Genomic DNA, 12,758 nt, shown 5'->3' on the forward strand with positions numbered 1-12,758 from the left:
AAACATCAAATCGACACGGATTGGTGTTCACCGGATTGTGGTCCCGGATCATCTCCAGTCAATTTTGATTTCAAAAAACCATAGAGCAAAACCATGGCACTGGAATGCACATCCCAATACTCCGCCGTTTCCACGTTCACTCGCAGGAGAGCGATTTCCGGGTCGCTTTTGCCTTTCGGGAACCAGATTTTGAGGGAGTCATGCCAGAGCCGCTCGATCTGCTCCTTGTCATGAATCATACTTCCTGTGCCGGACAACGAGACCCAGGTGTCGGCGCCCGCATAAGAGATATTCACGCGCGGATCGCTATAGATTTCGTGGACCTTGCCCGACTCGTCTCTGACAAAGAACCAGATGGTGGAACCAACAAAGGCCCGGGTGGCCATGGGGCGGCTATGGAGAGTGCCTTTTTCTGACACCGTCGTCAGCATGGCAATCTTGATGTCTTTGACCAGTTCTTGCACTTTTTGCAAAGCTTCTTCGTTCGTTTTCTGCATACCAGTTCTGGTGCAAGTGGAAGGCCAACGTTTTTTTTCATAACGTCAACCGGGTGGCCGCCATCCAAGACAATAGAAGGGATGACGCGTATGAAACGCATTCTCGTGGTGGACGATAGCAGCCTCAGCCGGGAGCTTCTGGTGGAAGCGCTGTCGGGGCCCAAGTATGAGCTGAAAACTGCGGCCGATGGGGACCAGGCCGTTGCAGCTGCCGAAGCATTTGATCCCGATCTTGTCTTAATGGATATCCAGATGCCCGGCTTAGATGGTTACGGCGCCTTGCAGGCTCTGCGAAGTCATCCCAGATTCCTGAATTTGCCTGTCGTTGCCGTGACTGCCCACGTCCTCAAAGCAGAGCGGGATCGTGCGCTCGGAGCGGGTTTTAATGGCTTTCTTCCGAAACCAATTGACCTCTCCATGCTTCGTACCTACGTTGCTCAAATGCTGAATCGCCCCTGATGGCGGTTGAATTGCACTACGCGATGGGGAGTGACGCAACAAGAAGCCGCCCAGGCCACTTTTAAAGATACGCGCCAGCAGTGGGCGACACGCCTCCAGGCGGTGCGAAACCTGCCCCCGGTCCTTTTTATGGTGTGGGAGGCAGGAAAAACACTTTGCATCGCGAGCGTTCTGGCGCGCACCGTTTCGGCTCTGATTCCCATCGCCATGCTCGGCGTGTCGCGTTGGATTATCGATGCCATCTCGGCGGCGAGCCATGGAGCCCCGGTTCCAGACGCCTTTTGGTGGTGGGTCGGAGCTGAGTTTGGTCTCGCCTGTCTGGCGGCCATTACCGGGCGATCGAGTGGATACTTTGAATCCTTGCTCGCGGATCGCTTCACCCGCTACTTGAGCGTGAGGGTGATGGAACATGCCTCCAAGCTCGACCTGGTTGCTTATGAGAACTCCGAGTTTTATGACCGGCTGGAGCGTGCCCGGTCCCAGGCGACAGATCGGGTGCGGTTGGTCCGCGTGGCGGGCGACATCGTTCAACAAGCGATCCACGCTACCAGCTTTTGTCTGAGCGTTGCCTACTATTCCCCGATTCTTCTGCTGTTGCTGGTGCTTTGCATTCTGCCTGCCTTCACCGGTGAGAGCCATTTTGCGTTTCTTGGATACTCTCTCAACTTCCGCCAGACCCGGGCCCGCCGCGAGATCGACTATCTCCGGATGTTGGGCGCAAGTAAGGAGTCTGCAAAAGAGCTGAAGCTTTTTGGTCTGGCTGCCCTCTTCACCACGCGCTTTGAACGCCTCTCGAACATGATCTATCGCCAGAACCGGATTCTGGCCCGCAAGCGGATGATTGCCGGAGGCTTGCTCGCCTTGGTGTCGGCTGGCGGCTACTACAGCGCCTATGTCTGGGTGATGTGGCAGGCGTTGGAACGCAATATCACCGTGGGCACGATGGTGTTTCTGGCAGGCGCCATCGCCGGAGCTTCAAACAATCTACAAGGACTCTTTGCCACATTCTCAGGCGCCGCTGACGAAGCACTCTTCCTTACGGACCTGATTCTTTTCTTCGAGGAAAAGCCGCAGATCCAGGCACCTCCGCGTCCCAAGCGATTTCCGAAACCCATCCGGAAAGGCTTCTCTTTCGAGAACGTTTCCTATCGCTATCCGGGCAGTGACCGTCTGATTCTGAACGGCATCAATTTCCATCTGGCGCCAGGCGAACGAGTGGCGCTGGTGGGGGAAAACGGGCAGGGAAAGACAACCATCGTCAAACTGCTGGCGCGGCTCTATGACCCCACCGAAGGCCGCATTCTTCTGGATGGCGTGGACCTGCGCGAGTACGACCCCGCGGACATCACACGCAATATCGCGGTGATCTTTCAAGACTTCATGAAGTACGACATGACCGTGCGCGAGAACATCGCCATGGGGCAGGTGAACCATCGGGGAAGTCTCGAAGATGAGCCACGAATCCTCCAAGCTGCGGAGCAGAGCCTGGCCCTGCCCGTAATCGACAAGTTGGAGGGGCGTCTGAACCAGATGCTGGGGCGGCGCTTTGAAGCCGGTGTCGATCTATCGGGCGGCGAGTGGCAGAAGATCGCCCTGGCCCGCGCCTATCTGCGGGATTCCCAGGTTCTTGTGATGGATGAACCGACTGCGGCTCTCGATGCCCGCTCGGAACTTGAAGTCTTTGAGCGGCTGGCGAACCTCAGTGCGGGCCGCATGGCGCTGCTGATCTCGCATCGCTTCTCGACGGTCCGGATGGCAGATCGCATTCTGGTGCTGGCCGACGGCCAGGTTGCCGAGGAGGGCTCGCATGAGTCTCTAGTCGCCGCTGGTGGCCAATACCACCAGCTCTTCCAACTCCAGGCCGCCAGCTACCAGTAGTTATTCGAGGTTGAGCGACTGTTCGCGAATGCGTTCGATCTCGGTTTTCACCGCCAGTCCAATCTCGGTAATCTGCAGGCCAAAGTCGCCGGCATTGTTGGATTTGGACAGAATCGTATTCGTCTCGCGGTTCATCTCCTGCAGCAGGAAGTCGATCTTCTTTCCCACTTCCCCGTTCTTGACGAGCAGGCTGTCGAGGTGTGTGCAGTGCGTCAGCAGGCGGGTGACTTCTTCTTCCACATCGCCGCGGTCGGCCAGGAAGGCTGCTTCCTGGGCCAGCCTGGAGGGTTCAATCGTCTGTCCGCCGAGCAGGTCGGCAATCTTGGTCTCAATTTTTTGCTTGAGCAGGGGCAGAATCTGCGCACGCATCCCACGCACGCTCTCCGCATGTTTGCGAATCCCTGCGTTATAGGCCAGCATCTGCTGGACCAGTGCTGCGCCTTCCCGCTCGCGCTGCCGGTTCAGCTCGACGAGTGCGGCGTCGAGTGCCTCCACAATTGCGGCCTGCAACTCTTCTGAAATCTCATCCTCGCGTGACTCGACCAGCATGCCGGGCAAGCGCAAGGCCTCGTTCAGGTTCGGTGTTCCCATCGAACCGTAGTCTTTCTCAACGGCCTGGAACAACTCGCAATAAGCGGCCAGAAGTTTCCGATTCACTTCCAGCCCTTGTTGCGAGGCTTCCCGCTGGAGCGAGCAGCGAACATCAATGTGTCCACGGGATACGGACGCCCGCGTGGCGCTGCGCATCGTTGCTTCGAGGGGGTCGAAGAAGCTGCTCATGTGGAAGTGAAGGTCGAGTGCCCTGTGATTTACTGTCTTGATCGAGAGGGTCAATTCTCCGATCGGAAGGCTCCGCCGAACGCGGGCGTAACCGGTCATGCTGCGAATACTCATGAGCTTTATAGCGTAGCGGATTCCTGGAACTGAAGCTCGTGCAGACGTGCGTACAATCCACCTTGCGCTAATAATTCCTCATGGGTGCCGCTCTGGACAACCTTTCCCTGGTCGAAGACGACGATGCAGTTGGCGCGGCGAATGGTCGATAAGCGATGGGCGATCACGATGACGGTGCGCTGTGCCATCAGGTTGGCGAGTGCCTGCTGCACCAGGACTTCAGACTCAGCGTCGAGATGCGAGGTGGCCTCATCGAGAATCAGGATCGGCGCATTGCGCAGCACCGCCCGGGCGATCGCCAGCCTTTGCCGCTGCCCGCCGCTTAACTTCACGCCCCGCTCGCCGATGCGCGTCTCATACCCATTGGGCATGCGCGCAATGAACTCATCTGCAAGCGCTGTTCTAGCGGCAGACTCGACATCGGCCATCGGTGCATCCGGTCGTCCGTAGCGGATGTTGTTGGCGACGGTATCGTCAAACAAGAAGGTGTCCTGGGCGACGGTCGCAATCTGGCTCCGCAGACTGTTCATCGTGACGTCGCGCAAATCGTGCCCGTCTACTGTGATGCGGCCCGCTGTGGGGTCGTAAAGGCGTGGCACCAGGGAGGCGAGGGTGGTCTTGCCGGCTCCACTCGGGCCGGCCAGCGCTACAATCTGTCCGGCTGCCACCGTTAAATTGATGCCCTTCAGAATATCCGGCTGTCCTTCGGTAGAGGTGGGATAGCGGAAATGTACGCCCTCAAAGCGAATCGCTTCCCGCAAGGGAGCCAGTGCCTTTGCATTCGCACGATCGGCAACGCCGGGCGGGAGATCGAGATACTCAAACACGCGTTGGGCAGAACCCGTAGCTTGCTGGAAAATATTGTGGATGCCAGTCAGGCGCTTGACCGGTTCATACAACATCATCAATGCGATCACAAAGCTGGTGAACTCGCCAGAGGTCATGACGCCGGCCTGGATTTGCGTGCGCGCGTAGCTCAGCAAACCGACAATCGTCAGCGCTCCGAGAAACTCGATGATCGGCGACGGCATGGCCTGTTGGGCGACATAGCGCAGATTCGATTTGCGCAGCGCCGCTGCGGCGGTCGCAAAGCGTGCGGCCTCAACCGCTTCTCCATTGAAACTGCGAACCACCTGCTGCCCGCTGATGGCTTCCTGCAGAATGTGATTCAGTTGGGCGGCGTCATCCTGCGCGCTGCGCGTGGTGCGGCGGATTCTTTTGCCCAGGCGTGCGGTTGGAATCAGCACAAACGGAAGCACGGTCAGCGAGAAGAGCGCGAGTTTCCAATCGTGGCCGATCAGCACGGTGAGCAGGCCGATGGCCGTGAAGCTTTGCCGCAGCCAGTCTGCCATCATCTGCGAGACGGCCACTTGGATCTTCTCGATGTCGTTCATGATCGAGGACATCAAGCGGCCCGTTGAATGCACCTCAAAGAAGCTCGCATCCTGACGCAACACATGTTCAAAGACGCGTTGGCGCAGATCGGTCACCGAACGGAAGCCGACATAATTCACAAGGTAATTGCCGATATAATCGCTCACCCCTTTGAGTGCAAAGACCGCCAGAATCGCAAACGCTACCATCGTCCAGACCTGTTCGATCTGCGGGGGAACAAACCAGTCGAGATAGATCGGCTGCTTCCAGATTGGAATTGTTGTGATGAGGATCGGGGCTTTGGCCGCCGTGGGATTCAGCACGCGGTCAAACAGCGGCTTGATCAGCAGTGCCATCGAAGCTTGGCAAAGGCCCACCAATGCCATGAAGAACACCGAGGCAAGCAGGGCCGGCCAGTAATGTAAGCCAAGGCGGATGACTCGCTTCATGCAATCACTTTGAGCCTCGACACGGCTTCTACCGCCTGTGCCGAAGTGATGCCATCCATGCCGGCGCTGGAATGCAGCACTTGCGATTCCGTGCGCCAGGGAGCCCAGATGTCGGGATTTGAAGGTCCGTACAACACCGCCACAGGCAGTCCAAACGCAGCGGCCATATGGGCCGGCCCACTGTCATTGCCAAAGAAGAGCGAGGCCGAGGCGAGCAGTGACTTTGTCTTGCGGAGGTCGGTTGAGATCTCGACCGGCCAGGGACGGAAGGGGGCGGGATCGTCGCCCGGCCCTCCAATGAAAATCGGTTCCAGATGCAGAGCCCGGCGCATGAACTCCGCGACATCGAGAAAGCGCTGGGGTGACCAGGTCTTCTCGGGCGCCGAGGCATAGGGATGAATCACCGCATACCCGGAATCGCGCCAGCGTTTCGCGCTAAACAAGCGTGCCCGTGGGACAGCTTGCTTCGGCACACCGAGGTGAAACATCGCGGCCGCTGCGTGCTCGGCCGTATGGACCACGCGCTCTTCGCCCAGAATCTCCTGGGCACGCGGGATGCGGATGTTGTAGGCCAGGGCATAGCGATAGTGGGCAAAGCCTGCCCGGTAGCGTGCGAGAGATGCAGTGGTTAAAAAGAGACTGCGCGTGCCGCCGTGCAGATTGATGCTCAGATTCGGACGCCAGCGCCGCAGCAGCGGAGCACTCGGCATGATGATGTCATCGATATCCGGGTTTTCTTCAAACACCGGCACAAAGCGAGGCTCTGCGACGACAGAGAGTTTCAGGTCGGGCCGGTATGATTTCAACAAATGAATCGCCGGTGTTGCCAGGACGCAGTCTCCGAGGGAGCGCAGGCGAATGATCGCCACGCGCGAGCGTTCCGGCAGGCGCTCGAGCAGACTGGACATCGACTATTCTTCGATTTTCGCTTCGTCCACGAGCATCACTGGAATGTCATCGCGGATTGGATAAACGCGCTTGCAAGCAATGCACTTGAGCCCCGAGCCGTCTTGCTTCAGCTCGAGTTCGCCCCGGCACGCGGGGCAGATCAAAATTTCAAGGAGTTCCTGACTAATGGCCATCCAACCCTAGTATGGCTTACCAGCGCGGGCTCCGGGCAAGCAAACGTTCGGTATCGTGCGCCGAAGCGGGCTTTGTAAAGTAGAAACCCTGTGCCAGATGGCACTTCAACTCCCGCAGAACCGCCAGTTGTTCCAGCGTTTCCACTCCCTCGGCCACCACCTGCATATTCTGGCTCTGTGCCGCACCGATGATCGCCCGCACCTTCTCCAGATTGCGGCCGGTTGCAAGACCCCGCACCAGACTCGAATCCAGCTTCACTCGATCGATCGGCAGGCGGGCAAACTGCGCCAGCCCGTCCGCGTTGTTGTGATAGTCATCGACATTCAACTGCACCCGCAGCCGTCCCAGATTGCGCAACATCACTTCGGAATCTGCTCCCTGCAGCGCCACGCGCTCACTGAGCTCGATGCGCAGGTAGCGAGGATTCACGTCGGAATCCAGCAGAATCGCTTCCAGTTGGACCGTGAAATCTTCCTCCGCAAAGTGCAGGCTCGACAGATTGACGGTCAATACAAGTGGTTCTGCGCGCCGCACCCGGTGATTCAGTTCCGCGGCCTTGGCAACGGCTTCCTGCATCATCCAGCGGTCCAGGTCGAGGATCAAACCGGAGGCTTCGGCCACATGCAGAAACTCTCCCGGCGTCATCAGACCCCGCTCGGGGTGCTGCCAGCGAATCAGCGCTTCGACACCGGCAATCTCGCCGGTATCGAGCGTGATGATCGGGTGATAGAAGACGCGGAACTCGCCATTTTCGATGCCATGCCGCATCTCTGCCTCGAGATTACTGCTGCCCTCCAGTGCCGCAGGAGCCTCTGCCGGTGCGGACAACTCTGGGGTGAAGATAGGCGAAGCGGTTTTGCCCGTTCGGCTTGCCGCCATTGCCCGCGAAGCATCCTGCAACATCTCTTCGCCATTGGAGTAGCTGCGGCTCTGGCTTGTGGCAAACCCGGCATTCAGCTTGAAGCTCACGGTCTTACCCTGATACTCGAAGGGTTTGGCGAGTTGGTAGCGCAGCAGCTCGCTCAGATCCTGTAACTTCTTCTGATCCGCGTTGTGGACCAATGCCACGAATTCATCGCTGCCATGGCGGGCGACAAAACTGTCCTTGGGTAAGGATTCGACGATGCGCCGTCCGGCTTCTGCCAGCGCCTTATCGCCGCCGCGGGTCCCGAGCGTCTCATTGACTTGCGCAAAGTGCTCCAGGTCGACAAAGGCAATGCTGAAGGGCTGGGCCGCGCCGTTGCGGGCGAGCGCTCCATTCACCCGATCGAGGAACAGCGCCCGGTTCGCCAGGCCCGTGATCGAATCATGGAAAGCCTCAAACAGCAGTTGCTCGTCCATTTCCTTCTGCTCGTGGACATCCATCTGCAAACCCACCAGCCGCGTTGCCTCGCCTTCGGCGTTGCGCATGGCCATGGCGCGGGTCATCATCCAGCGGTACTGCCCGTCCTTGGTGCGAATCCGGTATTCCGCCTCCAGGTGCTCCGTCTGCCCCTTCAGATGCATCGCGACCTTGTTCTTCAGCAGCGTCAGATCATCGGGATGCACCATCAGATACCATTCGCCCAGATCCCCGGCGATCTCTTCATCGGCGTATCCGAGCATCTGCTTCCAACGGGGCGAAAAATATACTTCGTCGGTGCGCAAATTCCAGTCCCAGAGTCCATCGCTGTTGCCGAGCGCATTCAGCGTCTTGGTCTTTTCATCCACTTGCAGCGCATCCATCGCCGACTTCTTCTCGGTGATATCCCGATGGATCGCGACCGCGCCAATGCGCCGTTGTTCAGCATCGTAGGTGGCGGTGACCGAGACGTCCTGCACCACCTCGCGGCCACTGGGCGTGAAGTTCGAGACTTCGCCCTTCCAGAAGCCCTCTGTATCGAGTGCCTCGCGAATCTGGTCGCGGCTCGGCACCTGTAGCCAATCGGGTAGCAGTTCTCCGAGTGTCTTGCCTTGCGCAAAAGCGGAACTGAGATTGTAGAGATCCTCGGCGGCGCGATTCATCCAGATCACCCGCGACTCCGTATCGTAGGTGATAATCGCATCCTGCACGGCATTGAGGAACCAGGCTGGCGAGACTTCCGGAACGTCGGAGCGGGAGCGGCCCGTCACATCGCGAGCGCTCATGACCGCCAGCGAACTGCCCTTGATCAGACTGATGACGCTTTCAATCTCGCGCAGACTGCCGTCCTGGTGACGCACATGCAGCGTACGGGGACGCGATGGTCCAAGACCACGGCTGGCCTCTTCCAAGGATTTTTGTGCGGCGGGAACATCGGAGGCCTGGATCAACTCGAGCGCCTTTGCGCCCAGGAGTTCCGTCGATTCATAGCCTAAGACCTGCTGCACGGCAGGGTTGATATATTGCAGCGTCGAATCGAGATCGAGCACCGCTAGAATATCGGAAGCATTCTCGACCAGCGCGCGGAACCTTGATTCGCGCAGCGCCAGTTCTTCCTGAGCCAGATGTTCGCTTGTGACATCGGCCATGAAGCTCATCCAGCAGGTGACAGGTGCCGATTCCTGTGCCGGGTCCCGCAGGGGAGCGGTCCAGACACTCAAGTCGAGGCGTGTCCCATCCTTGCGGGTGGCCTTCAGATCCTGGCGATGCCAGAAGCCGGCTTGGGGTACGGTCACCGGGATTGGGGTGAGTTGTCCCAGAACCTCTTCGTGGCTCCAGCCCGTGACCTCGGCGGCCAGGCGATTCCAGCCCAACACGGCGCCAGCTCCATCGAGCACCTGCACCGGAAGCGGCGTCTCGGCCAGGAGCGATGCCAGCAGTGCTGCGGTGTGCATCTGAGGCGCCGTTTCCGTCACCGTGACTGCTTCCTGGGCTCTTTCTACTTTCTTCAACAGCACAATGCAATGGGTGGTCCGGTTCTGCGGATCCTGCACCGGCTTCACCCGCATCTCGACCTCAACCGGGCTACCCTGCTTGGGAGACAACGGAAACTTGGAGGCCACTGGCTGATTCTTCAACATCGCTTCGTGCAGCGTCGCGCCGACATGTGAGGCTCCGGCATCCTGCAACAACATCTTGGGGGTCTTGCCGATGACTTCTCCCGCTTGAAAACCAGTGAGTTGGGTAAACGCCTCATTGGCAAACAGGATCGGCGTTCCAGTCCCGATCACCTTTTCGCTTTCGGCGACAAAGATGGCGTCATCCACGTTTGCAATAGCTGCCTCCCAGATGCGCAAGCGATCTTCGATTTTGCGGCGGACATCGCCGGTTTCCCCGCGCTTCTCAGGAATCACGGAGATGGCGGAGACTTCTCCCCGGCGCGCAACAAACCAAACCAGCCCTGCCAGGAAAAAGCTCAGCACTCCTCCGCCATAGAGAATCTGCCAGGCCATGCTCTCATTCGCTCTGCGGATCTCCGGGTTGGGCCACAGGCGCATCTGCCAGGCGGCGCCAAAGATTTTCATGTTGCCGTCATGTTCAAGGTCGGCGGCGTGGTTCTTTGCTTCGCCTCGTGAGTAGATCACCTGATAGCCATCGAGCAACTGGATGGAATAGTCATTGGCCAGGATGCGATCAAAGATCGAGTCCATCAGCACTTGCATGTGAAAGACACCGACGACGGCGCCTTTGATCTTGCCGTCGACAAGGCTGGGCGCATAAGCGGCAAACACCTTACCTCGATCGGCAACATAGATGGGCTCGGTAATCTTCATGCGGCGGTCCTTGACCACCTCGCCGAGCAGTGCGAGCCGGTTCTGCTCAACCAGCCCGTGGAGCTTGATCACGGCCGGTTCGTACACGCGCGGCAGCGCCCAACTGATCTTCCAATCCCGCACCATTTCATCGGGTTGCATGTTTTCGTTGTTTGCATTCTGATTCTCGATCCAGCCCAGCGCGAGTAGGCTGGGGTGATCTTCGAGGATCTGCTTGGCGTCGAAATCCCATTCCTGACGGGGCATATCGGGCCGGATCTGCCACTTGGAAGCCAATCGCTGTACGGCGGTCGATTCTCCATCGAGCTCCGTCTGCACCCGGTCCTGTAGTGTTTCCGAGGCGCTTGCGAGGAGTTTCTCTGCCCGCCTCGATTCGTTATGCCGCAACGAAGCCGAAGCAAAATAACTGGCGCCGATCGTGGTGACAAGGACGGCGGCCATCAAAATCCATACTCCAGGACTGACTTTTGTATTCATGTGAGGATCCGGTCAGAGTTGATTGTAAGGGTCCTGGACGAGTTAGAACCATGGAGATTTAGTTCTATCGATATAGTACTCGCGTGAGAATTTTCCGGTACTTCCGGTTAGGTACTAGAGTCCGGCCTTAGTTCATTCTTGCAACGCCACGCGAGATTCAACTACGGGATCTCTGTTGGCGGTAGTCTGGCAAACGAATTCGGGACACTTCTGCCCCGGCATGACGGAGATCAACCAGGCTCTCACCGGCTGGTGGACAGAAGTCCTTTCATTTGAGCGCACTCTTTTCTGGGAAATCTGCTAAGATTGCGTATAGTGCTGAATTGTATTCTGTCGCAGGGACTACCCTGCCCCACCCGCTAAGCGCATGTTTCCAAACAACAGACCCCCCTTCCGGCGCTTACCCAAGATTCGAGAAAATGTTAACGAAGCCATTCGTGTCAAGGAAGTACGTGCGGTATTTCCAGATGGCCAAGTGGAAGTCATGGCCACCCCGGCTGCGATTCGCCGCGCCCAGGAGCTGGGCCTCGACCTGATTCTCGTCTCTCCGACAGCGGAGCCGCCCGTCGCCAAGGCGATGGATTACGGCCAATGGCAGTACGAGCAGAAGAAAAAGACGCACGACGCGAAGAAGAAGCAGCACGTCATTCAGGTCAAAGAAGTCAAGTTCCGACCGAACACCGACGACCATGACTACGACTTCAAGAAGAATCATGCTCTGCGCTTTCTCAAAGAAGGCAATCGCGTGAAGGCGGTCGTGCAGTTCCGTGGCCGCGAAATCGCCCACGTCGATCTGGGCAAGAAGTTATTGCTCCGTTTTGCGGAAGACCTGAAGGATGTCGGAACGGTCGAGGGGCAGCCGAAGCTCGAAGGCCGGAATGCGCACATCATCATGAGTCCGATTAAGGTCCAGGCCCCGCCGGCCAAGGCCAAAGAGAAGCCCGCTGGGGCTCCGAGTCCTAAGCTCGACGCCTAAGTCGAATCCAATCCAAGTTTTGTAAAGAAACCGGTGAGCCCGCTACATGGCGGGCTCACCGGTTTTTTATGGCAAAGTAGCCTTCTTCCTGGCTACCGCCACTCAGTACGTGGCTTGTAATCCTTACTTAATTGTTACTATTTTCCTTGGGAAATCGCAGTACGTACTAAGATAAAGTACTCGAATTCAGGACTTGTAGATCTACTAGTTTTCCCTATACTTCTACCCAGGAGGATTATGCGTAACATAGGAACTGTCCTGGGAATGTTGGTACTGGCTGGGTTGCCTGTTCTGGCCACCACCTTTTCAGAAGACTTTAGCGGTGGAGTGGTGGGGTATTACAGTCACTTAGATCCAAACGCGCCCACGGTGTTGACGGGGACGCAGTTTCAAGTAGTTGGGGCCAATAGTGCAGTGGATTTGATCGGCGCCGGGGATCCTTATCTGGATCTTTGCGGCCCTTCTGGAAGCTGCATAGATACAACCGGGGGCGGGGGAAATGGACGTGGGATGCTCGAAACCATCAATGCCATCCTATTTACTCCCGGATCCTATACTTTTTCATTCAATCTCAGTGGTTGGAGTCATAATGACGGCACGGAGCAATCGCCGTTGTTGAATACGCAGTCGGCCACCATTCGTGTCCAGATTGCCGGGCTCTTCGATGAGACTTTTACCGTCGATGGCGCGAACAATCCCTATGCTCCGATCGTGCGCTATTTTACGGTTGCGAGTCCGACCAGCGCGAAGCTGAGTTTTACGGATCAGAGTGGGTCGGCTGGCTATGCGGGCGCCATTGTGAGCGACATTCTCATCGTCGATCCGGTTCCGGAACCTTCGACGCTCGCCTTTCTGGCCACTGGGCTCGTTTCCCTTGGCTGGCTTCGCCGGCGCCGCTAGGGATCGCTGGGCAAGGTGGTGACTCGCTCCAGTCGTGAGACACATATTGCGAAAAGGGCCACCCGCGGGTGGCCCTTCTGATGAGCTCTGATGGCC

General features: G+C 57.9%; 10 protein-coding genes. 4 read left to right on the top strand and 6 right to left on the bottom strand.

The features are described from left to right. Positions 1–5: 5 nt before the first annotated feature. Positions 6–497 (bottom strand): pyridoxamine 5'-phosphate oxidase family protein, encoded by a 492-nt coding sequence (locus M017_RS0108725; protein WP_031497407.1) that lies wholly within the window; start codon positions 495–497, stop codon positions 6–8. Between the two features lie 90 nt (positions 498–587). On the opposite strand from M017_RS0108725, the gene M017_RS0108730 reads away from it, so the two are divergent. Together M017_RS0108730 and M017_RS0108735 are read left to right on the top strand one after the other, a co-directional pair. Further along, positions 588–956 (top strand): response regulator, encoded by a 369-nt coding sequence (locus M017_RS0108730; RefSeq protein WP_031497409.1) that lies wholly within the window; start codon positions 588–590, stop codon positions 954–956. Positions 957–986: 30 nt separating this feature from the next. Continuing rightward, the gene (locus M017_RS0108735) at positions 987–2,834 is read left to right on the top strand and encodes an ABC transporter ATP-binding protein (RefSeq protein WP_051669684.1); all 1,848 of its coding nucleotides are present in this window, start codon (positions 987–989) and stop codon (positions 2,832–2,834) included. Here M017_RS0108735 and M017_RS0108740 read toward each other — a convergent pair whose 3' ends face one another. Genes M017_RS0108740 through M017_RS0108760 form a run of 5 tightly spaced genes read right to left on the bottom strand, consistent with a single transcriptional unit; the run spans position 2,835 to position 10,750 of the window. Then, positions 2,835–3,728, bottom strand: coding sequence for a YicC/YloC family endoribonuclease (locus M017_RS0108740; RefSeq protein ID WP_051669686.1), 894 nt, complete (start codon positions 3,726–3,728; stop codon positions 2,835–2,837). It lies immediately after the preceding gene. 5 nt (positions 3,729–3,733) lie between these two features. Then, on the bottom strand, positions 3,734–5,551 hold the full coding sequence (locus M017_RS0108745) for an ABC transporter ATP-binding protein (protein ID WP_031497415.1): 1,818 nt from the start codon (positions 5,549–5,551) through the stop codon (positions 3,734–3,736). After that, positions 5,548–6,459, bottom strand: coding sequence for a glycosyltransferase family 9 protein (locus M017_RS0108750; RefSeq protein ID WP_031497418.1), 912 nt, complete (start codon positions 6,457–6,459; stop codon positions 5,548–5,550). Before M017_RS0108750 ends, M017_RS0108745 begins: the two co-directional genes overlap by 4 nt. A 3-nt stretch (positions 6,460–6,462) precedes the next feature. Continuing rightward, the gene (locus tag M017_RS28600; RefSeq protein WP_080507583.1) at positions 6,463–6,633 is read right to left on the bottom strand and encodes a Trm112 family protein; all 171 of its coding nucleotides are present in this window, start codon (positions 6,631–6,633) and stop codon (positions 6,463–6,465) included. Between the two features lie 16 nt (positions 6,634–6,649). Next, positions 6,650–10,750, bottom strand: coding sequence for a PAS domain S-box protein (locus tag M017_RS0108760; protein ID WP_031497420.1), 4,101 nt, complete (start codon positions 10,748–10,750; stop codon positions 6,650–6,652). 403 nt (positions 10,751–11,153) lie between these two features. On the opposite strand from M017_RS0108760, the gene infC reads away from it, so the two are divergent. After that, the gene (gene infC / locus M017_RS0108765; protein ID WP_051669689.1) at positions 11,154–11,762 is read left to right on the top strand and encodes a translation initiation factor IF-3; all 609 of its coding nucleotides are present in this window, start codon (positions 11,154–11,156) and stop codon (positions 11,760–11,762) included. 237 nt (positions 11,763–11,999) lie between these two features. Then, the gene (locus M017_RS0108770) at positions 12,000–12,662 is read left to right on the top strand and encodes a PEP-CTERM sorting domain-containing protein (protein ID WP_080507585.1); all 663 of its coding nucleotides are present in this window, start codon (positions 12,000–12,002) and stop codon (positions 12,660–12,662) included. The last annotated feature ends 96 nt before the right edge of the window (positions 12,663–12,758 follow it).

Origin of the sequence: Bryobacter aggregatus MPL3 (assembly GCF_000702445.1) — a bacterium.
In the GTDB taxonomy this organism is placed as follows: Bacteria; Acidobacteriota; Terriglobia; order Bryobacterales; family Bryobacteraceae; genus Bryobacter; species Bryobacter aggregatus.

Coding starts and splice junctions, on each gene's coding strand:
- infC (WP_051669689.1), top strand. CDS start 11,154: ATGTTTCCAAACAACAGACCCCCCTTCCGGCGCTTACCCAAGATTCGA.
- M017_RS0108730 (WP_031497409.1), top strand. CDS start 588: ATGAAACGCATTCTCGTGGTGGACGATAGCAGCCTCAGCCGGGAGCTT.
- M017_RS28600 (WP_080507583.1), bottom strand. CDS start 6,633: ATGGCCATTAGTCAGGAACTCCTTGAAATTTTGATCTGCCCCGCGTGC.
- M017_RS0108725 (WP_031497407.1), bottom strand. CDS start 497: ATGCAGAAAACGAACGAAGAAGCTTTGCAAAAAGTGCAAGAACTGGTC.
- M017_RS0108750 (WP_031497418.1), bottom strand. CDS start 6,459: ATGTCCAGTCTGCTCGAGCGCCTGCCGGAACGCTCGCGCGTGGCGATC.
- M017_RS0108760 (WP_031497420.1), bottom strand. CDS start 10,750: ATGGCCGCCGTCCTTGTCACCACGATCGGCGCCAGTTATTTTGCTTCG.
- M017_RS0108770 (WP_080507585.1), top strand. CDS start 12,000: ATGCGTAACATAGGAACTGTCCTGGGAATGTTGGTACTGGCTGGGTTG.
- M017_RS0108740 (WP_051669686.1), bottom strand. CDS start 3,728: ATGAGTATTCGCAGCATGACCGGTTACGCCCGCGTTCGGCGGAGCCTT.
- M017_RS0108745 (WP_031497415.1), bottom strand. CDS start 5,551: ATGAAGCGAGTCATCCGCCTTGGCTTACATTACTGGCCGGCCCTGCTT.